The sequence below is a fragment of the Enterobacter cloacae complex sp. P15RS genome (assembly GCF_014895905.1).
GTDB classification, from domain to species: domain Bacteria; phylum Pseudomonadota; class Gammaproteobacteria; order Enterobacterales; family Enterobacteriaceae; genus Enterobacter; species Enterobacter quasihormaechei.
On record NZ_JADBQL010000034.1, the window covers coordinates 1 to 25,601 of the forward strand.

At 57.4% G+C, this 25,601-nt stretch carries 24 protein-coding genes and 2 pseudogenes; 8 read left to right on the forward strand and 18 right to left on the reverse strand.

Translation table 11 applies throughout. The features are described from left to right. From IM267_RS18810 to nasR, 6 genes are all read right to left on the reverse strand, one after another. A partial coding sequence (locus IM267_RS18810; RefSeq protein WP_193034045.1) for a molybdopterin-dependent oxidoreductase occupies nucleotides 1–936 on the reverse strand: 936 nt, incomplete at its 3' end. Continuing rightward, nucleotides 933–4,919 carry a nitrite reductase large subunit NirB gene (gene nirB, locus IM267_RS18815; protein WP_193034046.1) on the reverse strand — a complete coding sequence of 1,329 codons (3,987 nt, stop codon included), beginning with the start codon at nucleotides 4,917–4,919 and terminating at the stop codon, nucleotides 933–935. The genes nirB and IM267_RS18810, both read right to left, overlap by 4 nt. Before the next feature lie 12 nt (nucleotides 4,920–4,931). Further along, nucleotides 4,932–5,720, reverse strand: coding sequence for an ABC transporter ATP-binding protein (locus IM267_RS18820; protein ID WP_063865895.1), 789 nt, complete (start codon nucleotides 5,718–5,720; stop codon nucleotides 4,932–4,934). Between the two features lie 9 nt (nucleotides 5,721–5,729). Then, nucleotides 5,730–6,608 (reverse strand): nitrate ABC transporter permease, encoded by an 879-nt coding sequence (gene ntrB / locus IM267_RS18825; RefSeq protein WP_063452231.1) that lies wholly within the window; start codon nucleotides 6,606–6,608, stop codon nucleotides 5,730–5,732. A gap of 2 nt (nucleotides 6,609–6,610) precedes the next feature. Beyond that, complete coding sequence (locus IM267_RS18830) at nucleotides 6,611–7,858, reverse strand: CmpA/NrtA family ABC transporter substrate-binding protein (protein ID WP_193034047.1); 1,248 nt, start codon at nucleotides 7,856–7,858, stop codon at nucleotides 6,611–6,613. Between the two features lie 228 nt (nucleotides 7,859–8,086). After that, a complete protein-coding gene (nasR, locus tag IM267_RS18835; protein WP_193034048.1) occupies nucleotides 8,087–9,268 on the reverse strand; it encodes a nitrate regulatory protein NasR in 1,182 nt (393 codons plus the stop codon). 72 nt (nucleotides 9,269–9,340) lie between these two features. Here nasR and IM267_RS18840 point away from each other — a divergent pair, with 72 nt between their 5' ends. Next, nucleotides 9,341–9,694, forward strand: a complete 354-nt coding sequence (locus tag IM267_RS18840) for a DsrE/DsrF/TusD sulfur relay family protein (protein WP_063452228.1) — start codon at nucleotides 9,341–9,343, stop codon at nucleotides 9,692–9,694. 37 nt (nucleotides 9,695–9,731) lie between these two features. Here IM267_RS18840 and IM267_RS18845 read toward each other — a convergent pair whose 3' ends face one another. After that, nucleotides 9,732–10,427, reverse strand: coding sequence for a gamma-glutamylcyclotransferase (locus IM267_RS18845; RefSeq protein WP_063452227.1), 696 nt, complete (start codon nucleotides 10,425–10,427; stop codon nucleotides 9,732–9,734). Between the two features lie 177 nt (nucleotides 10,428–10,604). Next, on the reverse strand, nucleotides 10,605–10,835 hold the full coding sequence (gene chaB, locus IM267_RS18850) for a putative cation transport regulator ChaB (RefSeq protein WP_063865900.1): 231 nt from the start codon (nucleotides 10,833–10,835) through the stop codon (nucleotides 10,605–10,607). Between the two features lie 269 nt (nucleotides 10,836–11,104). Here chaB and chaA point away from each other — a divergent pair, with 269 nt between their 5' ends. Beyond that, nucleotides 11,105–12,205, forward strand: coding sequence for a sodium-potassium/proton antiporter ChaA (gene chaA, locus IM267_RS18855; protein ID WP_024907071.1), 1,101 nt, complete (start codon nucleotides 11,105–11,107; stop codon nucleotides 12,203–12,205). Nucleotides 12,206–12,319: 114 nt separating this feature from the next. Here chaA and kdsA read toward each other — a convergent pair whose 3' ends face one another. From kdsA to hemA, 6 genes and pseudogenes are all read right to left on the reverse strand, one after another. Continuing rightward, complete coding sequence (gene kdsA, locus IM267_RS18860) at nucleotides 12,320–13,174, reverse strand: 3-deoxy-8-phosphooctulonate synthase (protein ID WP_003856671.1); 855 nt, start codon at nucleotides 13,172–13,174, stop codon at nucleotides 12,320–12,322. A gap of 36 nt (nucleotides 13,175–13,210) precedes the next feature. Next, the gene (gene sirB1 / locus IM267_RS18865; RefSeq protein WP_022648376.1) at nucleotides 13,211–14,020 is read right to left on the reverse strand and encodes an invasion regulator SirB1; all 810 of its coding nucleotides are present in this window, start codon (nucleotides 14,018–14,020) and stop codon (nucleotides 13,211–13,213) included. Nucleotides 14,021–14,023: 3 nt separating this feature from the next. Beyond that, nucleotides 14,024–14,205, reverse strand: a pseudogene (locus IM267_RS18870) (SirB2 family protein); the annotation flags it as partial. 14 nt (nucleotides 14,206–14,219) lie between these two features. Then, nucleotides 14,220–15,050, reverse strand: a complete 831-nt coding sequence (gene prmC / locus IM267_RS18875) for a peptide chain release factor N(5)-glutamine methyltransferase (protein ID WP_193034049.1) — start codon at nucleotides 15,048–15,050, stop codon at nucleotides 14,220–14,222. Next, a complete protein-coding gene (gene prfA, locus IM267_RS18880; RefSeq protein ID WP_003856667.1) occupies nucleotides 15,050–16,132 on the reverse strand; it encodes a peptide chain release factor 1 in 1,083 nt (360 codons plus the stop codon). The genes prmC and prfA overlap by 1 nt, the downstream gene beginning before the upstream one ends. A gap of 41 nt (nucleotides 16,133–16,173) precedes the next feature. Then, nucleotides 16,174–17,430 carry a glutamyl-tRNA reductase gene (gene hemA / locus IM267_RS18885; RefSeq protein WP_193034050.1) on the reverse strand — a complete coding sequence of 419 codons (1,257 nt, stop codon included), beginning with the start codon at nucleotides 17,428–17,430 and terminating at the stop codon, nucleotides 16,174–16,176. A gap of 201 nt (nucleotides 17,431–17,631) precedes the next feature. Here hemA and lolB point away from each other — a divergent pair, with 201 nt between their 5' ends. The 4 genes from lolB to dauA all read left to right on the forward strand — a co-directional run bounded on the left by lolB (nucleotide 17,632) and on the right by dauA (nucleotide 21,989). Continuing rightward, on the forward strand, nucleotides 17,632–18,243 hold the full coding sequence (lolB, locus tag IM267_RS18890) for a lipoprotein insertase outer membrane protein LolB (protein ID WP_193034051.1): 612 nt from the start codon (nucleotides 17,632–17,634) through the stop codon (nucleotides 18,241–18,243). Beyond that, complete coding sequence (ispE, locus tag IM267_RS18895) at nucleotides 18,240–19,109, forward strand: 4-(cytidine 5'-diphospho)-2-C-methyl-D-erythritol kinase (protein WP_193034052.1); 870 nt, start codon at nucleotides 18,240–18,242, stop codon at nucleotides 19,107–19,109. The genes lolB and ispE overlap by 4 nt, the downstream gene beginning before the upstream one ends. Before the next feature lie 125 nt (nucleotides 19,110–19,234). Further along, nucleotides 19,235–20,182, forward strand: coding sequence for a ribose-phosphate diphosphokinase (gene prs / locus IM267_RS18900; RefSeq protein WP_003856663.1), 948 nt, complete (start codon nucleotides 19,235–19,237; stop codon nucleotides 20,180–20,182). 124 nt (nucleotides 20,183–20,306) lie between these two features. Then, nucleotides 20,307–21,989: a C4-dicarboxylic acid transporter DauA gene (dauA, locus tag IM267_RS18905; RefSeq protein ID WP_193034053.1), complete on the forward strand. Its 1,683-nt coding sequence runs from the start codon at nucleotides 20,307–20,309 to the stop codon at nucleotides 21,987–21,989. Between the two features lie 57 nt (nucleotides 21,990–22,046). Here dauA and ychH read toward each other — a convergent pair whose 3' ends face one another. Next, nucleotides 22,047–22,322, reverse strand: coding sequence for a stress-induced protein YchH (gene ychH, locus IM267_RS18910; RefSeq protein WP_063865908.1), 276 nt, complete (start codon nucleotides 22,320–22,322; stop codon nucleotides 22,047–22,049). Between the two features lie 273 nt (nucleotides 22,323–22,595). On the opposite strand from ychH, the gene pth reads away from it, so the two are divergent. Both pth and ychF read left to right on the forward strand, forming a co-directional pair. Continuing rightward, a complete protein-coding gene (pth, locus tag IM267_RS18915) occupies nucleotides 22,596–23,180 on the forward strand; it encodes an aminoacyl-tRNA hydrolase (protein ID WP_032624091.1) in 585 nt (194 codons plus the stop codon). 126 nt (nucleotides 23,181–23,306) lie between these two features. Beyond that, a complete protein-coding gene (gene ychF / locus IM267_RS18920; RefSeq protein WP_010432886.1) occupies nucleotides 23,307–24,401 on the forward strand; it encodes a redox-regulated ATPase YchF in 1,095 nt (364 codons plus the stop codon). Between the two features lie 54 nt (nucleotides 24,402–24,455). Here the strand turns inward: ychF and IM267_RS21580 are convergent. The 3 genes and pseudogenes from IM267_RS21580 to IM267_RS18930 form a co-directional block, all read right to left on the reverse strand. Continuing rightward, nucleotides 24,456–24,667, reverse strand: a pseudogene (locus IM267_RS21580) (hypothetical protein). A 99-nt stretch (nucleotides 24,668–24,766) separates the two neighbouring features. After that, nucleotides 24,767–25,132, reverse strand: coding sequence for a hypothetical protein (locus IM267_RS18925; RefSeq protein ID WP_193034054.1), 366 nt, complete (start codon nucleotides 25,130–25,132; stop codon nucleotides 24,767–24,769). A gap of 16 nt (nucleotides 25,133–25,148) precedes the next feature. After that, a complete protein-coding gene (locus IM267_RS18930) occupies nucleotides 25,149–25,529 on the reverse strand; it encodes a hypothetical protein (protein ID WP_193034055.1) in 381 nt (126 codons plus the stop codon). Nucleotides 25,530–25,601: the final 72 nt, after the last annotated feature.

Sequence of the window (25,601 nt, forward strand, 5' to 3'; positions counted from 1 at the left end):
TTCCCGCCCGCCCATGGCGTTTGGCTGTCCGGTCAGCGAAAACGGGCCGCAGCCCGGACGGTTGAACTTCCCGCTGGCAAGATGCACGTTAATGATGGCGTTACACTTGTCGCTGCCGCTGGAGGACTGGTTGATCCCCATGGTGTAGAGCGTGATCGCGCGGGGCGCGGTGACAAACCAGTCGTAGAAGGTGCCAATCTCGTCTGGCGTCAGGTCGCAAAACGCCGCCACACGAGGGATAGTCCACTCGCCGCTCCCCTGAATCAGATTGAGCAAACCCACAAACAGCCCGGCGTCGCTGCCGGGTTTCAGCGCCAGATGCAGGTCTGCGACATCGCAGGTGGCGGTTTTGCGCGGATCGATCGCGACCACTTTCATCTGCGGATTGTTGTGTTTGGCCTGCACCAGCCGCTGATACAGCACAGGATGCGTCCAGGCCGCGTTGGACCCGACCAGCACCACCAGATCGCTGTTTTCCACATCTTCGTAGCTGCACGGCACCACGTCTTCACCGAAGGCGCGTTTGTAGCCCACCACCGCCGACGACATACACAGCCGCGAGTTGGTATCAATGTTCGCCGCTCCGATAAATCCTTTCATCAGCTTGTTGGCGGCATAGTAATCCTCGGTCAACAGCTGGCCGGAGGCGTAAAACGCTACCGCCTGCGGGCCCCATTCGTTGATGATGTTCCGCAGCCGCTCGCCCGCTTCGCCCAGCGCCTCGGGCCAGCCTACCTCCAGGCCGTCGACCATCGGGCGCAGCAGGCGTCCCTGCAACCCCGTCGTTTCTCCGAGGGCGGATCCCTTCACGCACAGCCGCCCAAAATTCGCAGGATGGGTTTCATCTCCCCGGATGCTTACCTTTTCGCCATCTACGCTGGCGACCACCCCGCAACCCACGCCGCAGTAAGGGCACGTTGTACGGGTTTCCGTCATGAGGCCTCCGCGCGCATCACCAGCTCTTCGTTGCCAACCCACACCTTGCCGTTTTCGATTTTTACCGGCCAGGCGCGCACCGCGGGTTCGCCGCTCTCCACCTGACAGCCGTCGCGCAGGCGAATGCGCTGCTTGTAGAGCGGAGAGACAACGACCGGTTCGCCCGCCGCATCGCCGAGGATGCCGCGCGAAAGCACGTTCGCGCGGCTACCCGGTTCCCGATCGTCGAGGGCATAAACTGTTTGACCAAAGCGGAACAGCGCAATCGGTTTGCGCCCAAGATGCGCGCCGATGCCCGCCTGCTCCGGGATATCGTCAATGCCGCAAATTTCCTGCCAGCGCTTGCTTTCCTCCACGACAGGGTTGTTCACCGCGGTGCGGAACAGCGCCAGGCGGTCAGGATCGTTAAGGGTGGTTTGCCATTCACACTGGTACGTCTCAACCACCCGGGCCATCTCCTGCTCCAGCTCGTGGGCGATCCCGAGGCTGTCGTTCAGGATCACCTCGCGCAGATAGTCGAGGCCGCCTTCCAGGTTGTCCATCCAGGTACTGGTGCGTTGCAGGCGATCTGCCGTGCGGATATAGAACATCAGGAAGCGGTCGACGGTGCGGATCAGCGTTTCGTCGTCCAGATCGCTGGCGAAAAGATCCGCGTGGCGCGGCTTCATCCCGCCGTTGCCGCACAGGTAAAGGTTCCAGCCTTTATCCGTGGCAATCACCCCCACGTCCTTGCTCTGCGCCTCTGCGCACTCGCGTGTACAGCCGGAAACCGCCATTTTAATTTTGTGCGGCGCGCGCAGCCCCTTGTAGCGGTGCTCCAGCCTGACCGCGAGGCCGGTAGAGTCCTGAACGCCGTAGCGGCACCAGGTCGACCCGACGCAGGATTTCACCGTGCGCAGGGATTTTCCATAGGCGTGCCCGGTTTCAAATCCTGCCTCAACCAGCGCCTGCCAGATCTCCGGCAACTGTTCGAGCGTGGCGCCAAACAGGTCAATACGCTGCCCGCCGGTGATTTTGCTGTAAAGGCTATAGCGTTTCGCAATCTGGCCGATGGCGATCAGCCCGTCGGCGGTCACTTCACCCGCAGGCATGCGCGGCACGATAGAGTACGTTCCGTCCTTCTGGATATTGGCGAAGTATCGGTCGTTGGTATCCTGCAACGGCAGGTGCGCCGGTTTGAGCAGATACTCGTTCCAGCAGGAGGCCAGCACGGACCCCACCAGCGGCTTACAGATCTCGCACCCGTGCCCCTGACCGTAGCGGCTGATAAGCTGGTCGAAGGTTCGGATATGGTTGACGCGCACGAGGTGGTAAATCTCCTGGCGCGAGTACGGGAAGTGTTCGCAGATGTCCTTTTTCACCTCCACGCCCTGCTCCGCAAGCTGGAACTCCATCACCTGCTTCACCAGCGCGCTACAGCCACCGCAGCCGGTCGCCGCTCTGGTGCACTGCTTAATGGCGCCGAGATCCGTTGCCCCCGCGCCCACCGCCTGACAAATATCGCCTTTGCTGACGTTATGACACGAACAGATCTGCGCGCTTTCCGGCAGCGCCGCCACGCCCAGCGCTTTCGGCGCGCTGCCTGACGAAGCCGGTAAGATCAGCGTTTCTGGCGCTTTTGGCAGACTGATGCCGTTGAGCATCATCTGCACCAGCGTGGCGTATTCGCTGGCATCGCCCACCAGCACGCCGCCTAGCAGAGTTTTGCTGTCGTGGCTGACCACGATTTTTTTGTAGATTTGCTGTGGCCCATGCGTCCACTGGTAGCTTAGCGCCCCCGGCGTGCGCCCGTGGGCATCCCCAAACGACGCCACGTCCACGCCGAGCAGCTTGAGCTTGGTGCTCATATCCGCACCGGTGAAGCGTTTCTCCTCACCCGCCAGCACGGCGGCGGCCACGCGCGCCATCTGGTAGCCCGGGGCCACCAGACCAAAGATTTTTCCCTCCCACAGGGCGCATTCACCGATGGCAAACACGTTCGGATCGGAGGTCCGACAGGCGTCGTCAATGCAGATCCCGCCGCGCTCACCGATAGCCAGCCCGCTGCTGCGCGCCAGCGCGTCCTGCGGACGAATACCGGCAGAGAAGACCACCATGTCCGTTTCGAGATGTTCACCGTCGGCGAAGCGCAGCACCAGCCCGTCGGGCGTCGAAGCAATTTCCGTGGTGGCTTTACTGGTGTGAACGCCCACGCCCAGCGCCTCGATTTTCCTGCGCAGCATCGCCGCGCCGTCATTGTCGAGCTGCACCGCCATCAGATTCGGCGCGAACTCCACCACGTGGGTTTCCAGCCCGAGCTGTTTCAGGGCATTCGCGGCCTCCAGCCCGAGCAGACCGCCGCCAATCACCACGCCGCGGCGCGAGCCCGCCGCGTGGGCCGCGATATTGTCCAGATCGTCAAGGGTGCGGTAGACAAAGCACCCCGGCAGATCGTTTCCCGGTACCGGCGGCACGAACGGGTACGAGCCGGTCGCCAGCACCAGCTTGTCCCAGTGGATCTCATGGCCGCTGGCGGTACGCACCACGTGCGCTTCACGATCGACAGCGACAATCTGCTGCGACAGGCGCAGCTCAATGCCGTTGTCGGCAAAGAAATCTCCCTCCACCAGCGAGAGCGAGTTTGCGCTGCGTCCGCCAAAATACTCCGACAGATGCACGCGGTCGTAGGCGGCATAGCGCTCTTCGCCAAAGACAACGATCTGATACTGCTGATGCAGATTGCGGTTAACGCAGTCTTCGAGGAAATGATGGCCGACCATACCGTGCCCAACCACCACCAGAGTAGGTTTTGTCATAGCGTTCTGTCCTGCAACCTGCGGTTGCGTTGTGAAACGATCGAACAGCCAGTCCGCGTGTGCGGGCGCAGCCGTTGCCAGTAAATCGGTAAATGTCGCCGCGCTGCGGCAGTCGCCCATCAGCAGCACGCCAGCCAGCGCCCCGCGATGGATCAGTAAACGACGATAGTGGCGGGTCAGCGGATCCCATGAGCTCCAGACCACATCGTCCGCGCGCGCCGTGGCGCGACCGAGGCTAAACAGCTCCACGCCGGTCACCTTAAGACGCACGCCGTTGTCAGTCAGGGTAAAGGGCGCGGTTACGTCACCGGCGAGGCGCGCGGCGAGGATGTCCGCCTGCGCCAGACAGGGGGCGACCAGGCCAAACGTCTGACCGTCAATTTCGCAGCACTCGCCAATGGCGTAGATATTCGGCACGGAGGTTTGCATCTGCTGATCCACCACAATGCCGCGCACGCAGCGAATGCCGCTGGCCCGCGCCAGCGCAACGTTGGGCTGCACGCCAGTCGCCAGCACCACGCGCGCGGCGTCGACGCGGCGTCCGCTGAGCAGCGTCGCGCTATTCGCGTTGATCGCCGCGATGCCGGAGGCGAGTTCACAGCGCACGCCCCGCTCCGCCAGCGCCTCTTCCAGCAGCACGCCCGCCTGCTGGTCAAGCTGCTGCTCCATCAGCCACGGGCCGCGATGCACAAGCGTGACGTTGTCACCTGAAAGGGCCAGCGCTGCCGCCGCCTCCACGCCGAGCACCCCGCCGCCCAACACGACTGCCGGTCCGGAGATGTTCTGAATGGCGCAGGTTTCTGTCAGGGTGCGAAAGGTAAACACGTGCGGCGCGTCGCCGCCGGGGATCGGCGGCACAACGGGTGTCGACCCGGTGGCAAACACCAGCGCATCCCAGCTCAGCGTGCGGGCGGTGGTACGCACTTCATGCGCGTTCAGGTCAACGCCGAGCGCCGTTTCTCCTCGCAGCACCGTCACGTCTCGTGCCGTATACCAGCCTTCATCGTGCAGACAGAGGTGCTCCGCCTGCTTTTCTCCGCCGAGAACCGGTGAGAGCTGGATGCGGTTATAGGCGTGCTGCGGCTCGTCACCGATTACCGTAATCGCCACGCGACCGGGAGCACGCTCGATCAGCGAAGCAATCAGCCGGGTTGCCGCCATACCATTACCGATAATGACCAGTCGCATCGTGCCTCCTCGTTATGCCGCTTTCGGCTGTTTTTCGTAGAGGAAATGGAGAATTTGCTGACGCATGTGGTGATAGCGGCCGTCGTCCGCCAGCTGCACCCGGTTGCGCGGGCGCGGCAGATCGACGCGCAGGATCTCGCCCACGGTGGCCGCCGGGCCGTTGGTCATCATCAGCACCCGGTCAGAAAGCAGCACCGCCTCGTCCACGTCGTGGGTGATGAGCACAATGGTGGTGTTCAGCGCCTGCTGGATCTGCATCACCGAATCCTGCAAATGGGCTCGCGTCAGGGCATCCAGCGCGCCAAACGGCTCATCCATCAGCAGCACTTTGGGTTTCATCGCCAGCGCCCGGGCAATCCCCACGCGCTGCTTCATGCCGCCGGAGATCTCCCCGGGGCGCTTATGCAGCGCGTGGCCCATCTGCACGCGGTCGAGGTTGTGCTCAATCCACTCTTTGCGCTCCGCCTTGCTCATGGTGTGACGGAAGACCTGATCCACCGCCAGCGCCACGTTGTCGAAGCAGGTTAACCACGGCAGCAGCGAATGGTTCTGGAACACCACCGCGCGCTCTGGCCCCGGCCCGGCGATTTCGCGGTTGTCGCAAATCAGTCCGCCTTCCGTAGGCAGCGCGATCCCGGCGATCAGGTTTAACAGCGTCGACTTGCCGCAGCCGGAGTGACCAATCAGACTGACGGTTTCACCCTCGTGGATATCGAAAGAGACGTTTTGCAGCGCCAGAAACTCGCCGCTGGCAGTGGAAAAACGCTGGCTCACGGCCTGGACCTGAATTAACGGTTTCATCTTTGCTCCTTATTTTTCCTGCCAGCTAAAGCGACGGGCGATCAGCATCAGCCCTTGCTCCAGCAGCAACCCGACCACGCCAATGATGACGATGGCGATGAGAATGTTTTCAACGTTGAGGTTGTTCCACTCATTCCAGATCCAGAAGCCAATGCCCAGGCCCCCGGTGAGCATCTCGGCGGCGACAATCACCAGCCAGGCAATGCCGATGGAGAGGCGCACCCCGGTCAGCACCGCAGGCAGCACGGCGGGAAAAAGAATGCGGCGCATAATGGTCCACTCGGAGAGTTGCAGCACGCGGGCCACGTTCAGGTAGTCCTGCGGAATGCGGCGCACCCCTTCGGCGGTGTTTATGACCATTGGCCAGATGGAGCAGATAAAAATGGTCCAGCTCGATGCCGGTTCCGCCTTCTGGAACAGCAGCAGGCCGATGGGCAGCCAGGCCAGCGGGCTGACCGGGCGCAGGAGCGCGATCAGCGGGTTAAACATGCGTGAGAAAAAGGTGAAGCGGCCAATCAAAAAGCCCAGCGGGATGCCCGCCAGCGCCGCCAGGCCAAAACCGATGGCGACGCGCTGCAACGACGCAAGCACGTTCCAGCCGATGCCCATATCGTTTGGCCCGTCACGATAAAACGGATCGGCGAACAGGGTTATGGCCGAATCAAGCGTACTGAGCGGCGTCGGAAAGCCTTTGCTGCTTATCGCTGCCAGCTGCCAGAGCATCACCAGCAGCCCGAGACCGAGCAGCGCCGGGATGACGCGCTGTAAAAAATCGTTCATCCGGCGCGCAAAGGCGGGCGTGCGGCGGCGAACCTGTAACGGAGGCAGGACAATCACTTCCCCGCTCTCTGACGTCTCTTGTGGTTTCCTGTTTTGCAGATGCGGCATACTCAGGCCCCTTTACGGTGAATGGCGAAGCGGTTGGCGTATCCTTCCGGATCGGTGCCGTTCCAGACGGTGCCGTCCATCAGGGTGCTGCTGCGATACGGTGATGACGGTGTGGACATGCCGCCCACGGCGGTAGCGGCATCCTGCCAGACCGCGGTCTGGTTAATGCGCTGTGCGATAGCCGCATAGTCCGGCGCGGCGTTAAGCAAGCCCCAGCGGCGGAACTGGGTTAAGAACCACATCCCGTCGGAGAGGTACGGGTAGCTCACGGCCCCCTCGTTGAAGAAGCGGATCGGGTGCGCATCCTGCCAGCGCTGGCCCAGGCCGTTGTCGTACTCGCCGAGCATGCGTCCGGTGAGATACTGTTCCTTGCAATTGAGCCACGCCCGGCGGGAGAGGATCTGCGCGGTTTCACGTTTGTTTTCCGCCGACGCCTCGATCCAGCGCGCGGCCTCCAGCACCGCGCTCACCAGCGCCCGCGCGGTGTGCGGATTTTTCGCCACCCAGTCGCGGCGCGTGCCGAGGATTTTTTCCGGATGGTCGGCCCAGATGGATTGCGACGTGGCGGCGGTAAAGCCGATACGGTCGTTAATCGCCCGCGCGTTCCACGGCTCGCCGACGCAAAACCCGACCATGTTGCCGATGCGCATGTTCATTACCATCTGCGGCGGCGGCACCACCACGGTGCGGACGTCGTCAAAGGGATTGATGCCCGCGCTGGCCAGCCAGTAGTAGAGCCACATGGCGTGGGTCCCCGTCGGGAAGGTATGCGCGAAGGTGTAGGTTCCCGGCGCCTGCTGGCCGATCAGCTTTTTCAGCCCGTCGAGGTCACGAACGCCCTTCTCCGCCAGATCGCCTGAAAGCGTGATGGCCTGGCCGTTCTGATTGAGGGTCATCAGGTTCGCCATCTGCTGTGGCTTGCCCGCGATCCCCAGCTCCAGCCCGTACAGCAGGCCGTAAAGAATGTGCGCGGCGTCCAGTTCACCCGCCACCAGCTTGTCGCGCACCGCCGCCCAGCTCGCCTCTTTGGTCGGCACAATGGTAATGCCATGCTTTTTATCGAACCCCTTCAGGGCCGCGATAACCACTGGCGCGCAGTCGGTCAGGGGAATAAACCCGATACGCACGGTATCCTGCTCTGGCTTATCTGACCCCGCCGCCCACGCGGCCTGCATGACACCCGGCAACAGCATCGCGCCACTCGCCAGTAGGCTGGTCTGCAATAACCGCCGTCTCGACAAATCCGCCATAATCGCTCCTGAAAAAAAGCAAAAAAAAAGCGCCCGACGGTGCTGAAGCACCGCTGGACGCCTTTATCCCGAAGACGCATGCACCGCCGTTGGCGCATCGTCAGAAATGGTTAATCTGTTAATGCAAAGGTAATGCCAGCTTTTAATCCCTTGTTTTTCAGGCCTTACTTCGCCTGAATGTGATTTGACGCACTCTAAACAGGCAGAAAATGCCCACCGATCGTGCAACTACTCCTTAGGGATGACTGGCCAGAGGTTCTTAACGGTGAGCAGCGCACGGGCGATATCCACCATGCGCTGGTTTTTATCCATCGCCATTTTTCGCAGGGCAGTCCACGCCTGCTCTTCGCTCATATTCTGGTGAGCAATCAGTACGCTTTTGGCTTTGTCGATGGTCTTCCGCTCTTCCAGCGTATCGCGCAGCGAGGCAAGCTGGCGGGAAAGCTGTTCTATCTCGCGCGCCTGCTGGCGCACCAGCGTAAGCAGAGGTTTATCCGGGTAAGGCGCGAGAGGTTCATCGGGATCGCTTAACCGGCCGCGGCCGTCCTCGCTGCGAAGACGTTCCTCCACCGTCAGCATCAGATCGGCGATCATCCCCTCCTCGAGCGTGCGCAGATGCTCAAGGCGGCTTGTCTGTAAGGTAAACCACGTCAGCGCGACGTTACCGCCGTTAGCACCGGGCTGGCGGGTACAGGCCACGCGTCTCAGCTGCTCGGTTTCCAGACCCGGCAGGCAGTTCTGGGCAAACGCCTCCTGCACCCCGGCGCGGCTGTGAGAAAGAAAGATGTCGAAGCAGGCCTGCTGCCCGTCGATCCGGTCCACCAGCCTCTGGCGGGTTTCATCATCAAAAAACCCCAGGGTAAAACCAATTGCCCCCAGCGCGCGCTCCTGCCCCACCAGCTCTTTGCCCTGCATCAGGCTAAAAAGCGCGACGAAACGGCCCGCAATGTGCGGATCGTCAATGCTGTCATTGAGCTGCGGGACGATACTGAGCAGATGGCGAAGCATCCGGCTGTAGTGCTCCATCGCCTGAGGAGCGGTAATACTCTGCTGCGTCACGCCCTCGCGAAGGGCCGGCAGCGTCTCCAGACATTGCAGCGCAACGGCGATACGTTCACAGACGGCACTTCCCGGCATCGACGCCTGGCCATTCAGCAGGGTAAGCAATACCGCCAGGTTTTCATCCACCAGCCCCCGGCTGGCTTTGCATTCCGGGGCATACAGTTTGCCCTGCGAGCAAAGCCAGACGTTTGACGCGCCGCGCTCACACTGTAGCATATGCACCAGCTGGCTAATGCTGTTCACCAGCTCTCCCAGCTGCGCAAGTCTGCTGAGCTGTTCCCTGCGCTGATATGTTGCGCGCTGGAACCATTCGGTTGCGCCGGGCAAACGGCCAGTGATTGTCGTCATCTTCTCTCTCCCGGATCGGTCATCTCCGCTGAGACAAGCAATATTCGTGCCTTTAAAAGAACAGGAGTCAACATGCAAAAAATCGTTATCGTCGCCAACGGGGCGGCCTACGGCAGCGAATCCCTCTTCAACAGCTTGCGTCTGGCGATCGCCCTGCGCGAAAAAGAGAGCGAAACCGATTTGCGGCTGTTTTTAATGTCGGATGCGGTCACCGCGGGGCTGAAAGGACAGAAACCGGCTGAAGGCTACAACATTCAGCAGATGCTGGAGATCCTCACGGCGCAAGATGTGCCGGTCAAACTGTGTAAAACCTGCACGGACGGGCGCGGCATTACCGGGCTGCCGCTGATTGATGGGGTTGAGATCGGCACGCTGCCTGAGCTTGCCGAGTGGACGCTGGCTGCGGACAAGGTGTTAACCTTTTAAGTCGAGCAGTGGACGCCCGTTCAGCCGGGCGTCGTATTCAGGCAAAACCGGGGCGCAGCGTATTGCTGAGCGGGTTGCCCTCCAATAGAGTTTTCACCTTCACCACCAGCTCGCTCAGACAGTCGTCCTGCATACCAAGACGCTTTAGCTCCTGATCGAGCGAGAAAAGATACTGGGCGTTCGTGCCCAGCGGTCCGCTGGCGGCGGCAATCAGCGGGGCAATCACCTGGGTTCGGGTGTCGGCTTCATAGAGCGGATGACGCGGATCCATAATAAATACCAGCGCGTTTACGGTGCGGCCATCGTCCAGTTCCAGCCTGCACCAGCTGGGCATATAGCAGCCGGTAATCATCTCGCGCTTCCACAGCAGCGTCAGTTCGTCTTCCAGGGTGGCATCCGGCAGGCGGTATGCCACGCCCGTGGTGCGCCCGCCCTCTTTTAGTGCAAGCATGCGGCCAGGCTGACAGGCGCTGCCGCGTCCGGCCGTCAGGCGCAAACAGAACGCACGGTGCCAGCCCGGCAGCGTGCCGGTTGCCGATTCGACATACTCCAGCGCCGGGTTCCACATCAGCGAACCGTAGCCAAAAATCCAGACCGGGCCATCATCCGGGCGACAGGCCAGCGTTGCCGCAAGCGACGCCGCACGTTGTTCAGCCGACCACAGAAGCGATTCCTCAATAGCACCAAATGCCGTTTTACAATCTGCCTTCATCAAGAAATCACGCGTTAACACATTACACCTCCGCCACTGCATGCTTCCTTGCGACATCTGTAGTTCGCCTTCCCGGCATTCTGCGCTGTTCATTTTAACAGCAGCCGAGCAACGATAAGCAATTCGCGGGCCAGATGCAATACAACGGCAGGTCAACCGCCTGAAAAGTCAAAACGAAGGCAGCGTATTAGCTGGCGGCTATTTCTTTTTGTGCCACTTATCATCGTCTCCCTTTTCATAGTCATTTTTTACGGCGGCCCAGGCTACCTTATGCGCCGTCTCTTCACGGCTGGCATCATCCCGGCGGTCCTCTTTATCTTTGTACTGATCCCAGGCGCTGTTAAAGGCTTCTTTGTAGATATCCTGCGCGTGGGCAGGCAATACGTGTTGCACGTTATCCGGTAATTCGCTTTTCGATTTGTATGGCATCGTTAACCTCTCTTTTTGGCTAAAAGATAAGTGTGGACGAGGATACGCCAGGGTGCCAGCCGACAGGCAGAAATGAACGACTTAAAATCACAACGTGTTGTTATTAAATTATTATTTTATGAAGATGAGGTATTATAACCCTCAAGCATAAAAAACATTACAAAGGGTAAAATTAAGTAAAAAACAAAGGGTATTTAACAGATTTCTGTTAGTTTAATGTCCTCAAAATCTATCTATAATTACAAGCACCTGCATTGACGGAGAAGCACATGACAGCAACACACGAGGCGGTAAAGACCCGCCACAAGGAGACGTCTCTCATTTTCCCGGTTCTGGCACTGGCTGTGCTGCTCTTCTGGGGAAGCAGTCAGTCACTGCCAGTGGTGGTCGGGATCAATATTCTGGCGCTGGTAGGTATTTTAACCAGTGCATTTAGCGTCGTCCGCCATGCGGATGTCTTAGCACACCGTCTGGGAGAGCCGTACGGCTCATTAATATTAAGTCTTTCGGTTGTTATTCTTGAAGTTAGCTTAATTTCCGCATTGATGGCGACCGGCGACGCCGCGCCAACGTTAATGCGCGATACGCTCTATTCCATCATCATGATTGTCACCGGCGGCCTGGTCGGTTTCTCGCTTTTACTCGGTGGCCGTAAATTTGCCACCCAGTACATGAACCTCTTTGGCATTAAACAGTATCTGATTGCCCTGTTCCCGCTGGCGATTATCGTGCTGGTATTCCCGATGGCGCTGCCGGGTGCAAACTTCTCCACCGGCCAGGCGCTGCTGGTCGCGCTGATTTCCGCCGCCATGTACGGCGTATTCCTGCTCATTCAGACCAAAACGCACCAGAGCCTGTTTGTTTACGAACATGAAGATGACAGCGACGACGATGACCCGCACCACGGCAAGCCGTCGGCCCACAGCAGCGCGTGGCACACGGTTTGGCTGATCGTGCATCTGATTGCGGTTATCGCGGTCACCAAGATGAACGCCAACCCGCTGGAAACGCTGTTAACCGAACTGAACGCGCCGGTCGCCTTTACCGGTTTCCTGGTAGCACTGCTGATCCTGTCGCCAGAAGGCCTTGGAGCGCTGAAAGCGGTGCTGAACAATCAGGTGCAGCGTGCGATGAACCTGTTCTTCGGCTCCGTACTGGCGACCATCTCCCTTACCGTTCCGGTGGTAACGTTGATTGCCTTTATGACGGGGAATGAATTGCAGTTTGCGCTGGGGGCGCCAGAGATGATTGTGATGGTGGCGTCGCTACTGCTGTGCCAGATCTCCTTCTCTACCGGTCGCACCAATGTGCTTAACGGCGCGGCACATATGGCGCTGTTTATTGCGTATCTGATGACGATATTTGCGTAGTGTTTTTGCCCAGCGGCGCTTCGCTTGCAGGGCCTACGGTTTTGTAGGCCGGGTAAGCGCAGCGCCACCCGGCAATATGCCCTATAAAAAAACCCGCCGAAGCGGGTTTTTTTATTAGTTGCTGGTATCCAGCTCGTCGAAGCTCTTCACCAGATCGTCAATCGCCTTGATCTGCTTCAGGAACGGCTCCAGCTTATCCAGCGGCAGCGCGGATGGACCGTCGCATTTCGCGTTAGCCGGATCCGGGTGCGCTTCAATGAACAGGCCCGCCAGGCCGGTTGCCATCCCGGCGCGTGCCAGTTCGGTCACCTGCGCACGACGGCCGCCGGACGCTGCACCAAACGGGTCGCGGCATTGCAGAGAGTGGGTTACGTCGAAAATCACCGGAGACTGGTTAGAGACGTTCTTCATCACGCTGAAGCCCAGCATATCCACAACCAGATTGTCGTAACCGAAGTTTGAACCACGGTCGCACAGGATCACCTGGTCGTTACCGCCTTCGATAAACTTGTCGACGATGTTACCCATCTGGCCTGGGCTCACAAACTGCGGTTTCTTCACGTTAATCACGGCACCGGTTTTCGCCATCGCTTCAACCAGGTCAGTCTGGCGAGCCAGGAACGCCGGAAGCTGAATCACGTCTACTACGTCAGCCACGGGCTGCGCCTGAGAGGCTTCGTGCACGTCGGTGATCACTTTCACGCCAAACGTCTGTTTCAGCTCCTGGAAAATCTTCATCCCCTCTTCCAGGCCCGGGCCACGGTAGGAGTGAATGGAGGAGCGGTTGGCTTTGTCAAAAGAGGCTTTAAACACGTACGGAATGCCCAGCTTTTGGGTCACGGTCACGTAGTGTTCGCAGATGCGCATAGCGAGATCGCGGGATTCCAGCACGTTCATACCGCCAAACAGCACGAACGGCAGGTCGTTTGCCACGTTGATATCACCAATGCTAACCACTTTTTGTTTCATAGGATCGCCTTATTCAGGTGTGAATCGGAATTAAGATTAATGCAGTGTAATGTGTTTATGCGCGATCGCGTTGATCTGCGCGCGAATCATTTCGCTGATCGGATCTTCCGGACATTGCTCGACGAAATAATTCAAATCATTCAGCGCCACGTGCTCACAGTCGAGCTGCGCATAAATCAGGCCGCGATCGCGGATTTCGTACGGATCTTCCGGATTGAACTGCAACAGCACTTCGCTTGCGCGCAGGGCCAGCTCCATCTGACGCTCTTCCATCAGCGCAGACTTCAGCGTATCCAGCAGCTTGCGGATCACCTCAGCGTTATCGGCTTCATCGAGATCTTCATTGAACAGCTCAGCTATCGGGCTAATATTGCCCTTCAGCCAGACGTCCAGCGTATGTTCATCCAGCGTGTCGCCGTTAAACGGATTGATTAACCACATCTCCCCGTCCAGCCACTCCGCCCGCAAAATCATCTGCGTCGGGAAAATGACCGGCACCAGCGGAATATCCAGCCGGTGCGCAACCCACAGTAAAATGGCGCCCAACGCGACGGCGCTGCCCTGACGATTTTTCAACACCTGGTCCAGCCACAGTGCGTCAGACAGGCGGTATACGCCTCGCGTGTCGCAGAAACCCCATTCGCCGTAGAAAAGCTCTATAAGCTTCTCTAATTGCCAGTCCTGCGGACGTGCCTGATTGATCTCTTCGCGCGCCAGGCTGACCAGATTTTCCAGTTCAGCGTAAACGTACTGCGACGTGAAATCGTCGCGGATCATCTCTGAAATCAGGATCATGCCATCGCAGAGCGGCACTTTGTTAAATTCGAAATCGGCTAAGGACCTCATGACTTACCCCAGTAACGGTATTCTTGTGGTGGCGAGTTTAATGATGATGTACAGCACCACCAGACCCAGCAAAAAGCGTGCTGGCTGCGCGGACGGTAACGCCTACGCGCGATAAAACCCAAAACGATGTAGATGATAACGCCAAACAGCGTCTCAGTCAGCCATGCGCCTTTATCAGTAAATGGCGTATCGACTGCTTTCATGCCCACTGCCCCAGCGTGAGGCGTTCGTTGCCGCCGTAATCCCGGCAGGTTTCCACCGCGGCGTAACCGGCACGCGTAAACAGCGCTCGCACCGCCTCCCCCTGCGTCCAGCCATGTTCTACCAGCAGCCAGCCACCGGGAAGCAAATGTTGCCGTGACGTTGTCACAATGTGATCGAGATCCGCAAGTCCGTGATTCGCAGCGACCAGCGCCGTCAGCGGTTCAAAGCGAACGTCGCCCTGCGCAAGATGCGGATCGTCTTCGTCAATGTAGGGTGGATTACTGACAATCATGTCGAACAGGCGGCCTTCAATCGCGGCGAACCAGCTGCTTTGCAGAACGGAAACATTGCTCAGCCCCAGGCGCGCAACGTTACGCTGCGCCAGCGTGACCGCATCAGGCATCACGTCCACCGCCGTGACGGTGCAGTCCGGTCGCTCGCTGGCCAGCGCCAGCGCAATCGCGCCGGTGCCGGTACCGAGGTCGAGAACAGGGCAGCCCTGCGCCGGCAGCCGCGCCAGCGCCTGCTCCACCAGACACTCGGTGTCCGGGCGCGGGATCAGCGTGGCCGCCGAGACGTACAGCGGCAGCGACCAGAACTCACGTTCGCCCACCAGATGCGCCACCGGCTCGCCGGTTTTACGGCGGTCAAGGAGCACTTCCAGCTGCGCCAGCTGTTCAGCAGTCAGTTCGGTTTCACCGAAGGCCAGCAAATACGTCCGGGCTTTGCCCGTCACGTGTTCCAGCAGGATTTCAGCGTCGCGCTTCGGGCTTTCGCTCGCGGAAAGCGCGCTGGCGGCATGGCGTAGCCAGCGTTGAAAATCCATTAATCCTGCTCGGACAGCGCCGCCAGCTGGTCGGCCTGGTATTCCTGCACGATAGGCTCAATCAGCATATCGAGCTTCCCTTCCATCGCCTCATCCAGACGGTAGAGCGTCAGGTTAATGCGGTGATCGGTGACGCGGCCCTGCGGGAAGTTATAGGTGCGGTTACGGTCGCTGCGATCGCCGCTGCCCAGCAGGTTACGACGGGTAGATGCTTCCGCCTGCTGGCGTTTCGCCATTTCCGCCGCGTGGATGCGCGCGCCCAGCACGGACAACGCCTTGGCTTTGTTTTTGTGCTGGGAACGTTCGTCCTGACACTCCACCACAATGCCGGTCGGCAGGTGAGTAATACGGATCGCGGAGTCGGTGGTGTTAACGTGCTGACCGCCCGCCCCTGACGAGCGGAAGGTGTCGATACGCAGATCCGCCGGGTTGATGTCCGGCAGTTCCGCTTCCGGCAGCTCGGGCATGACCGCCACCGTGCAGGCTGAGGTGTGAATACGCCCCTGCGATTCGGTCGCCGGCACGCGCTGCACGCGGTGACCGCCAGATTCAAACTTCAGCCGACCATAGACGCCGTCGCCGCTGATTTTGGCGATAACCTCTTTGTATCCGCCATGCTCGCCTTCGTTGGCGCTCATGATTTCCACGCGCCAGCGGCGTGATTCCGCATAACGGCTGTACATACGGAACAGATCCCCGGCAAACAGCGCCGCTTCGTCGCCGCCGGTACCGGCGCGCACTTCCACAAAGGCGTTACGCTCATCGTCCGGATCTTTCGGCAGCAGAAGTACCTGAAGCTGCTGCTCCATCTCTTCTGAACGCGCTTTGGCGTCCTGTAACTCTTCCTGCGCCATCTCGCGCATTTCAGGATCGTCGAGCATCATCTGCGCGGTTTCGATATCTTCCTGGACCTGTCGCCAGTCGGTAAAGCATTTTGAAACATCACTTAACTGCGCGTATTCACGCGACAGCGCGCGAAAACGTTCCTGGTCGGCAATGGTCCCGGCATCGCCGAGCAGCGCCTGGACTTCTTCATGGCGCTCGTGCAGAGCTTCCAGTTTAGCGACGATAGAAGGCTTCATAGGCGTAAATGCACCTTGTCATAGAAAATGGGTATAGGGCGCTATTCCAGCCCGAGGCTGTTGCGCAGAATAGTCAGGCGTTCATCGTCCCCGTCACGGGCAGCCTGCTGAAGAGATTTGGTTGGCGCATGGATCAGGCGGTTGGTCAGTTTCCAGGCCAGATCCTGCATAATCGCCTGCGCGTCGCCGCCCTGTTCAAGGGCCGCCAGCGCTTTGGCCGTCAGGTCATCACGCACCTGCTCCGCCTTACCGCGGTACTCGCGGATAGTCTCGCTGACGCTTTGCGCGCGCAGCCAGGCCATAAATTCACTGGTTTCCTGCTCAACGATAGTTTCCGCCTGCACTGCCGCCGCTTTACGCTGGGCAAGGTTGTGCGAAATGATGGTTTGCAGGTCGTCCACGCTGTAGAGGTAGGCGTTGGCCAGTTTGCCCACTTCCGGTTCGACATCGCGCGGAACGGCGATATCCACCAGCAGCATAGGCTGATTGCGGCGGGATTTCAGCGCACGCTCGACCATCCCTTTCCCGATGATCGGCAGCGGGCTGGCGGTAGAACTGATAATAATGTCCGCCTCTTTCAGACGTTCATCGATGTCGCTCAGCGCAATCACCTCAGCGCCCACTTCATCTGCCAGCACCTGCGCACGTTCGCGAGTGCGGTTGGCGATGATCATCTTTTTCACTTTGTGTTCACGCAGATGGCGCGCCACCAGCTCGATGGTTTCGCCCGCCCCCACCAGCAGTACGGTGACGGTCGACAGCGATTCGAAGATTTGACGGGCAAGAGTACAGGCCGCGAAAGCAACCGAAACCGCACTGGCACCAATGTCGGTTTCGGTTCGCACACGCTTCGCCACAGAGAATGACTTCTGGAACATACGCTCCAGCTCGCTGGCTTTCAGATGCCCTTTCTGGGAATCCGCGAAGGCTTTTTTTACCTGGCCGAGGATCTGCGGCTCTCCCAGCACCAGCGAATCCAGACCGCTGGCAACGCGCATCAGATGGCTGACCGCATCGTTATCCTGATGCCAGTACAGGCTGTTGCGCAGCTCTTCTTCGTTGAGATTGTGGTAGTCACATAGCCAACGGATCAGCGCCTCGTGCAGGTTGTCCTGCTCTTCTACGCTCAAATACAGCTCGGTACGGTTGCACGTCGACAGCACCACGCCGCCCTGCACCATCGGCTGTGCAAGCAGGCTGTCCAGCGCCAGGTCGAGCGTATCCGGCGAAAACGTAACGCGTTCTCGCAGTGAAACCGGGGCTGTTTTGTGGTTAATACCGAGTGCTAATAGGGTCATGTTGAGCGGGAGTAGTACCAGCGTTAATAAGGTTAGCAGGACGCATCATACAGGATGCGCGAGATCAATAAAAGAGACCGCACCCTTTCGGAGTAATAGGTTACTCAACGCTTTGAGATAATTTGAACGTAGACGGTGACCCCCTTCAACGCTAGCATTAACAGTTATAACTGCAACGTATCTCAAGGATTTGTCATCATTATGACCCGAATGATTCGCCTGCTGCCTCTGGCGGCCCTGGTTCTGACCGCCTGTTCCGTTCATCAGCCGAAAGGCCCCGGCAAAAGTCCCGACTCACCGCAGTGGCGTCAGCACCAGCAGGACGTGCTGAAGTTAAGCCAGTACCAGACCCGAGGTGCGTTTGCCTATCTCTCTGACGAACAAAAGGTTTACGCCCGTTTCTTCTGGCAGCAAACGGGTCAGAACAACTATCGCCTGCTGCTGCTGAACCCGCTGGGCAGCACCGAACTGGAGCTTAACGCGAAGCCTGGCGAAGCGCAGATCACCGACAATAAAGGCCAGCACTACACGGCCACCGACGCCGAAGAGATGATTGGCAAATTAACCGGGATGCCGATTCCGCTCAATAGCCTGCGCCAGTGGATCCTTGGCCTGCCGGGTGATGCGACCGACTATACGCTCGACGATCAATACCGTCTGAGCCAGGTGAACTACACCCAGGGCGGTAAAACCTGGAAAGTGGTGTACAGCGCGTATGACAGCAAGACACAACCGTCGCTGCCGTCCAACATGGAGCTGACGCAGGGCAGCCAGCGTATCAAGCTGAAAATGGACAACTGGATCGTTAAATGATGACCCAGTGGCCCTCTCCTGCAAAACTGAACCTGTTTCTCTACATTACCGGGCAGCGCGCTGACGGCTATCATACTCTGCAAACGCTGTTTCAGTTTGTTGATTACGGCGACACGATTTTCATTGAACCGCGTCAGGACGGGCAAATTTGCCTGCTGACGCCGGTCGACGGCGTGGCGCACGACGATAACCTGATCGTGCGTGCCGCGCGCCTGCTGATGAAAGCGGCGTCGGAGTCGGGTCGCCTGCCTGCGGGAAGCGGTGCGGATATCCGTATCGACAAGCGTCTGCCGATGGGCGGCGGTCTTGGTGGTGGTTCGTCAAATGCCGCGACCGTTTTGGTGGCGCTTAACCATCTGTGGGGCTGCGGTCTGACAACGGACGAGCTGGCAGCGTTAGGGTTAACGTTGGGCGCAGATGTACCGGTATTTGTGCGCGGCCACGCGGCGTTTGCCGAGGGCGTGGGTGAAATCCTCACGCCGGTTAATCCGCCGGAAAAATGGTATCTGATTGTTCACCCCGGGGTGAGCATTCCTACCCCGGTCATCTTTAAAGATCCTGACCTGAAAAGAAATACCCCGGTACGGTCAATAGATACGTTATTAAATTGTGAATTCAGCAACGATTGCGAGGATATCGCAAGAAAACGTTTTCGCGAGGTTGATGCGGTGCTTTCCTGGCTGTTAGAATACGCGCCGTCGCGCCTGACCGGTACAGGGGCCTGTGTCTTTGCTGAATTTGACACCGAATCCGCCGCCCGTCAGGTGCTTGAGCAAGCGCCGGATTGGCTGCATGGTTTTGTAGCACGCGGGATGAACACCTCCCCCCTACAGCAGGCCATTCTGGCGCAGACTGAGTTTCGGTGACAACGTCACCCTGTTCCAGACGTTGCATCGCGCTCTTTAATACACCGCCTGGATAGCGTTTGCTTAGGCCCCGCAGTTTGCGGCGAACGCTATCCACCACTGGACGCATGCCTGAGGTTCTTCTCGTGCCTGATATGAAGCTTTTTGCTGGTAACGCCACCCCGGAACTAGCACAACGTATTGCCAACCGCCTGTACACTTCCCTCGGCGACGCCGCTGTAGGTCGCTTTAGCGACGGCGAAGTCAGCGTACAAATTAACGAAAATGTACGCGGTGGTGATATTTTCATCATCCAGTCCACCTGTGCTCCAACGAACGACAACCTGATGGAATTGGTTGTTATGGTCGACGCGCTGCGTCGCGCTTCTGCTGGCCGTATCACTGCTGTTATTCCTTACTTTGGCTATGCCCGCCAGGACCGTCGCGTCCGTTCCGCGCGTGTGCCAATCACCGCTAAAGTTGTCGCGGACTTCCTGTCCAGCGTCGGCGTTGACCGCGTACTGACGGTCGACCTGCACGCAGAGCAGATCCAGGGCTTCTTCGACGTTCCGGTTGATAACGTATTCGGCAGCCCAATCCTGCTGGAAGATATGCTGCAACTGAATCTGGACAACCCGATTGTGGTTTCTCCGGACATCGGCGGCGTGGTACGTGCTCGTGCTATCGCGAAGCTGCTGAACGATACCGACATGGCGATCATCGACAAACGCCGTCCGCGCGCCAACGTTTCTCAGGTGATGCACATCATCGGTGACGTAGCTGGCCGCGACTGCGTGTTGGTAGACGACATGATCGATACCGGCGGTACGCTGTGTAAAGCCGCAGAAGCGCTGAAAGAGCGCGGTGCGAAACGCGTATTCGCTTACGCAACCCACCCGATCTTCTCCGGCAATGCGGTGAACAACCTCCGTAACTCCGTCATTGATGAAGTTGTGGTGTGCGATACCATCCCACTGAGCGACGAGATCAAGGCACTGCCAAACGTGCGTACGTTGACCCTGTCCGGGATGCTGGCCGAAGCGATTCGTCGTATCAGCAACGAAGAATCCATCTCTGCAATGTTCGAACACTGATCGAGCACGGCCAAAAAACCCGCTACGGCGGGTTTTTTTGTTTATAATTTTCATTTGTATGATTTATGCCTCCTTCACCTGCCATTCATATGACAGATGATGCGCACACGGATGATAGATAATTGTGAAAAACGTAACCTCCTCACATGTTCTGCCCTTTCGCGCCCTCATCGACGCCTGCTGGAAAGAGAAATACACATCGTCACGCTTTATCCGTGACCTGATAGCCGGGATCACCGTCGGGATTATTGCCATTCCGCTGGCGATGGCGCTGGCGATTGGTAGCGGCGTCGCGCCGCAGTACGGCCTTTACACGTCGGCGGTCGCCGGGATTGTGATTGCGCTGACGGGCGGGTCACGCTTCAGCGTTTCCGGCCCAACTGCCGCCTTCGTGGTGATCCTTTATCCGGTTTCCCAACAGTTTGGTCTGGCAGGCCTGCTGGTTGCCACCCTGATGTCCGGCGTCTTTTTAATTCTGTTCGGTCTGGCCCGTTTCGGTCGCCTGATTGAATATATTCCTCTTTCCGTGACGCTGGGGTTCACCTCAGGGATTGGGATCACCATCGGGACCATGCAGATTAAGGATTTCCTTGGTCTGCAAATGACCCATGTTCCGGAGCACTATTTACAGAAAGTGGGCGCGCTGTTTATGGCGCTGCCGACGGCCAACCTGGGCGATGCGGCCATTGGCATCGTTACCCTCGGGACGCTTGTCGTCTGGCCTCGCCTGGGCATTCGTCTCCCGGGGCATCTGCCCGCCCTGCTGCTGGGCTGCGCGGTGATGGGCGTCGTCAACCTGCTCGGTGGACAGGTCGCCACTATCGGCTCGCAGTTCCACTATATTCTGGCGGACGGTTCACAGGGTAACGGTATTCCGCAGCTGCTGCCGCAGCTGGTTCTGCCGTGGGACATGCCAGGTTCGAGTTTCACCCTGAGCTGGGATTCCCTTCGCGCCCTGCTGCCCGCCGCGTTCTCCATGGCGATGCTGGGAGCGATTGAATCCCTGCTCTGCGCCGTGGTACTCGACGGCATGACCGGGACAAAGCATAAAGCTAACAGCGAGCTGGTCGGCCAGGGCTTAGGGAACATCGTTGCGCCGTTCTTCGGCGGTATTACGGCAACGGCTGCGATCGCCCGTTCCGCCGCGAACGTTCGCGCAGGGGCGACATCGCCGGTGTCGGCGGTCATTCACTCTCTGCTGGTGATCATGGCGCTGCTGATCCTGGCCCCGCTGCTTTCGTGGCTTCCCCTCTCAGCCATGGCTGCCCTGCTGCTGATGGTGGCCTGGAACATGAGTGAGGCGCATAAGGTGGTGAATCTGCTGCGCCGTGCGCCGAAAGACGACATCATTGTGATGCTGATCTGTATGTCGCTGACCGTGCTGTTCGACATGGTTATCGCCATCAGCGTCGGCATTGTGCTGGCCTCGCTGCTGTTTATGCGCCGCATCGCGCAAATGACGCGTCTCTCTCCGGTTAACGTTGAGGTGCCTGACGATGTGCTGGTGCTGCGTGTGATTGGCCCCCTGTTCTTTGCTGCCGCAGAGGGGTTGTTCAGCGATCTGGAGTCTCGTGTGGCGGGTAAACGGATTGTGGTACTGAAGTGGGATGCCGTTCCTGTGCTGGATGCCGGCGGTCTCGATGCCTTCCAGCGCTTTGTGAAACGTCTGCCGGAAGGCTGCGAACTGCGGGTGAGTAACCTGGAGTTTCAGCCCCTGCGCACGATGGCCCGCGCTGGCGTTCAGCCGATCCCTGGCCGACTGGCCTTTTACCCGAATCGTGAAGCGGCGCTCGCCGATCTGGAATAAATAGCCTGAAAAAAAGAACGACTCCAGAAGGAGTCGTTCTTTTGTAAAGCTGGCACACTAGCTGGGTTTATGCTGGTCGCGGCGGCATCGTTTATCGTAATGGCGCACCCACCAGTATTTATCGCAGACTTCCTCATGTCCGCTTACGCGCGCCCCGGCGAGCCACAATACCGCACCGAGGAAGATGCTCAGCACCGCGCCATGCGCAAAGTATTGTGGGAGGTCAAGCTGCGGTAATTGGTTTAAAATTGAATAACCGACACCGGCGACCATCACGAACAGTCCCAACCCCATTAGCACGTTACCGAGCATCGAAGCGTTTTTGCGTTTCATATGTCACCTCCGGAACTTTGGGTTGTCAGGGAAAAGCCCCTTCTCCTTGTGTGTAAAGTATAGACAACGCCTCTTATATGAGTTGCGCGAGCGATCACATTTACAGATAACTCCCAGACAAAAATTTACAAATAAGACATTGAACAGCTTGAAATTCTAATTGTTCAAACAAGAAATTATTCGCAATTCGATGTACAGCAGGCGGAACTTTGTCAAGCGGCGCGCCAGACAGTAAACTACGCACCAGATCTGGAACCCATTAGGAAGTAAATCGTGACGATTAAACTGATTGTCGGCCTCGCCAATCCGGGCGCAGAGTATGCCGCTACCCGCCATAATGCCGGCGCCTGGTATGTTGATCTGCTGGCGGAGCGTCTGCGCGCGCCTCTGCGTGAAGAACCAAAGTTTTACGGGTATACCTCACGCATCAATCTTGCGGGTGCCGACGTGCGGTTGCTGGTGCCAACCACCTTTATGAACCTGAGCGGCAAAGCCGTGTCGGCCATGGCAACGTTCTACCGCATCAATCCGGATGAAATTCTGGTGGCCCACGACGAACTGGATCTGCCGCCAGGCGTGGCGAAGTTCAAACTGGGTGGCGGTCATGGTGGCCACAACGGTCTGAAAGATATCATCAGCAAACTGGGCAATAACCCTAATTTCCACCGTTTGCGCGTGGGAATCGGTCATCCGGGCGATAAAAACAAAGTTGTCGGTTTCGTACTCGGTAAACCACCGGTTTCTGAGCAAAAGCTGATTGACGAAGCGGTAGACGAAGCGGCCCGCTGCACCGAGATTTGGCTTCAGGACGGCTTAACGAAAGCCACCAATCGACTGCACGCTTTCAAAGCGCAATAAACAAGGCGCTGCGGCATTTTTACCGCGCGGCGCGCGGGTTACGTGTATAATAGGCGTAGTTATTTACTTTTCTTCAATCGGTTATCGTTAACGGATTGATTATCAAGAGATTAAGGTGATTTAGAAATGGGATTCAAATGCGGTATCGTCGGTCTGCCAAACGTGGGCAAATCCACCCTGTTCAACGCGCTCACCAAAGCAGGTATTGAAGCGGCGAACTTCCCGTTCTGTACCATCGAGCCGAACACCGGCGTTGTGCCTATGCCCGATCCGCGTCTGGACCAGCTCGCGGAAATCGTGAAGCCGCAGCGTATTCTGCCCACCACCATGGAGTTCGTGGACATCGCGGGTCTGGTAAAAGGCGCATCAAAAGGTGAAGGTCTGGGCAACCAGTTCCTGACCAACATCCGTGAAACCGAAGCGATCGGCCACGTTGTGCGCTGCTTCGAGAACGACAACATCATCCACGTTAATAATAAAGTGGATCCGGCTGACGACATCGACGTTATCAACACCGAGCTGGCGCTCTCTGACCTCGACACCTGCGAGCGTGCAATTCACCGCGTGCAGAAGAAAGCCAAAGGCGGCGACAAGGACGCGAAAGCGGAACTGGCTGCACTGGAAAAATGTCTGCCACAGCTGGAAAACGCGGGCATGCTCCGCGCGCTGAAAAACCTGACTGAAGAAGACAAGGCGGCGATCAAATACCTGAGCTTCCTGACGCTGAAGCCAACCATGTACATCGCCAACGTTAACGAAGATGGTTTCGAGAACAACCCGTACCTGGACAAAGTGCGTGAAATTGCCGCGGCTGAAGGTTCTGTGGTTGTAGCGGTTTGCGCTGCCGTTGAATCCGATATCGCCGAGCTGGACGACGCCGACCGTGAAGAGTTCATGGCCGAGCTGGGTCTGGAAGAGCCGGGCCTGAACCGCGTGATCCGCGCGGGTTATGAGCTGCTGAACCTGCAAACCTACTTTACCGCGGGCGTGAAAGAAGTGCGTGCGTGGACGATTCCAGTGGGTGCGACTGCGCCACAGGCGGCCGGTAAGATCCACACAGACTTCGAGAAGGGCTTCATTCGTGCCCAGACCATCGCGTTTGAAGACTTTATCACCTACAAGGGTGAGCAAGGCGCGAAAGAAGCAGGCAAGATGCGTGCGGAAGGGAAAGACTACATCGTTAAAGATGGCGATGTGATGAACTTCTTGTTTAACGTTTGAGTTGTTTTGAACGGAAAAAATCCACGCCTTGGCGTGGATTTTTTTATTGTGAGGTTAAAACACATTGTCTAAGAGTTCAGTTTTCATGCTGGAATCAAAGGGAATGATTTCGGCAGACACAAGCTTAACGCCTGAAAAGAGCCCTCGCGCTAGCGCTCTTTAAGAGATGCAGGACTCTCAGATTAAGCGAGAATGACTCCTCCGGTTCTTGGGATCTCTCTTCCGGAAGCCAGAAAGATTCCCTCTGAATACCCTTTTTTATTCACTCAACTTGTAGCTTTTTTTTAAACTGCTTGTTGTAACTGCTGATACAATTCTTTTTTTGCCACCGATTATAGTTATCATATTTTTTGGCACTTATGATCTTAGTATGCAGGGCCCGATAGAGACAACGCGTTACGCTTCATATCCCAGGAATAAAACCAGTCATGCCAGCCATTTTTTTTTGCTGGATAGCTACAGACAACGACCACTTCCTTTGACAGGTTGAATGTTAAGTAATAGAAAGTCGCACCTTCAGGAGGTGCAGACCAAAATAGTTTTTCGCCCTTAGCATTGAAGATGGTCAAAACGGTTGGTAATGGTTTAGGCTCGCTTAACGCAAAGACTAACTGGCGTGTTGAGTCGACCATTGCATGGTCTAAAAATGGCATACTAATCACTATGTTACCTTCACCACGACCCCATTGAAGCAGGTCATTTTCTTTAAAAAAAATGAGATTTTCAATCATTGGTATACCTCAACTTTTAAAGTTTGATCTGTTTTAAATCACCTTCAAAAAGCCCCACAAGATATACCCGGTATCGGGCTGGCTGCACTTCTTTATACGTTAATACAGTAGAAAACTCTTTCAAACACTTTGAACATGTATTTTTCGAAACATATAATTGGCTATCGTCGTAGCTATATTTTTTATGTTCACTAACAAGCTTCACACCTCTCATTTTCTTAACCAAAAAGCATTTTACCTCTTCTGTGAGCGTGTCAAACTCATATGAGTTTACGATAGAGTAGGCAATTATCCCCTCGCACTCAGGGCATGCTATTTCCTTTCCATACTCTATGAAATCATTGTCAGTGCCATCGAGGACTAATAACTTCTTTTTCAGTTTATTAATTATTTTCATTTTTAAACTTTAATTGCATTAATAGAACAGTAAGGTGAGAAGAAAATGAGGGATTTTATTAATCAATTACAT

What these genes read in the sequence shown, in the direction of transcription:
- ntrB (WP_063452231.1), bottom strand. Translation starts at nt 6,608, where the DNA reads ATGCCGCATCTGCAAAACAGGAAACCACAAGAGACGTCAGAGAGCGGG.
- IM267_RS18830 (WP_193034047.1), bottom strand. Translation starts at nt 7,858, where the DNA reads ATGGCGGATTTGTCGAGACGGCGGTTATTGCAGACCAGCCTACTGGCG.
- ispE (WP_193034052.1), top strand. Translation starts at nt 18,240, where the DNA reads ATGATGACCCAGTGGCCCTCTCCTGCAAAACTGAACCTGTTTCTCTAC.
- hemA (WP_193034050.1), bottom strand. Translation starts at nt 17,430, where the DNA reads ATGACCCTATTAGCACTCGGTATTAACCACAAAACAGCCCCGGTTTCA.
- chaB (WP_063865900.1), bottom strand. Translation starts at nt 10,835, where the DNA reads ATGCCATACAAATCGAAAAGCGAATTACCGGATAACGTGCAACACGTA.
- IM267_RS18930 (WP_193034055.1), bottom strand. Translation starts at nt 25,529, where the DNA reads ATGAAAATAATTAATAAACTGAAAAAGAAGTTATTAGTCCTCGATGGC.
- IM267_RS18820 (WP_063865895.1), bottom strand. Translation starts at nt 5,720, where the DNA reads ATGAAACCGTTAATTCAGGTCCAGGCCGTGAGCCAGCGTTTTTCCACT.
- IM267_RS18925 (WP_193034054.1), bottom strand. Translation starts at nt 25,132, where the DNA reads ATGATTGAAAATCTCATTTTTTTTAAAGAAAATGACCTGCTTCAATGG.
- nirB (WP_193034046.1), bottom strand. Translation starts at nt 4,919, where the DNA reads ATGCGACTGGTCATTATCGGTAATGGTATGGCGGCAACCCGGCTGATT.
- lolB (WP_193034051.1), top strand. Translation starts at nt 17,632, where the DNA reads ATGACCCGAATGATTCGCCTGCTGCCTCTGGCGGCCCTGGTTCTGACC.
- kdsA (WP_003856671.1), bottom strand. Translation starts at nt 13,174, where the DNA reads ATGAAACAAAAAGTGGTTAGCATTGGTGATATCAACGTGGCAAACGAC.
- prfA (WP_003856667.1), bottom strand. Translation starts at nt 16,132, where the DNA reads ATGAAGCCTTCTATCGTCGCTAAACTGGAAGCTCTGCACGAGCGCCAT.
- prmC (WP_193034049.1), bottom strand. Translation starts at nt 15,050, where the DNA reads ATGGATTTTCAACGCTGGCTACGCCATGCCGCCAGCGCGCTTTCCGCG.
- ychF (WP_010432886.1), top strand. Translation starts at nt 23,307, where the DNA reads ATGGGATTCAAATGCGGTATCGTCGGTCTGCCAAACGTGGGCAAATCC.
- nasR (WP_193034048.1), bottom strand. Translation starts at nt 9,268, where the DNA reads ATGACGACAATCACTGGCCGTTTGCCCGGCGCAACCGAATGGTTCCAG.
- chaA (WP_024907071.1), top strand. Translation starts at nt 11,105, where the DNA reads ATGACAGCAACACACGAGGCGGTAAAGACCCGCCACAAGGAGACGTCT.
- ychH (WP_063865908.1), bottom strand. Translation starts at nt 22,322, where the DNA reads ATGAAACGCAAAAACGCTTCGATGCTCGGTAACGTGCTAATGGGGTTG.
- sirB1 (WP_022648376.1), bottom strand. Translation starts at nt 14,020, where the DNA reads ATGAGGTCCTTAGCCGATTTCGAATTTAACAAAGTGCCGCTCTGCGAT.
- IM267_RS18840 (WP_063452228.1), top strand. Translation starts at nt 9,341, where the DNA reads ATGCAAAAAATCGTTATCGTCGCCAACGGGGCGGCCTACGGCAGCGAA.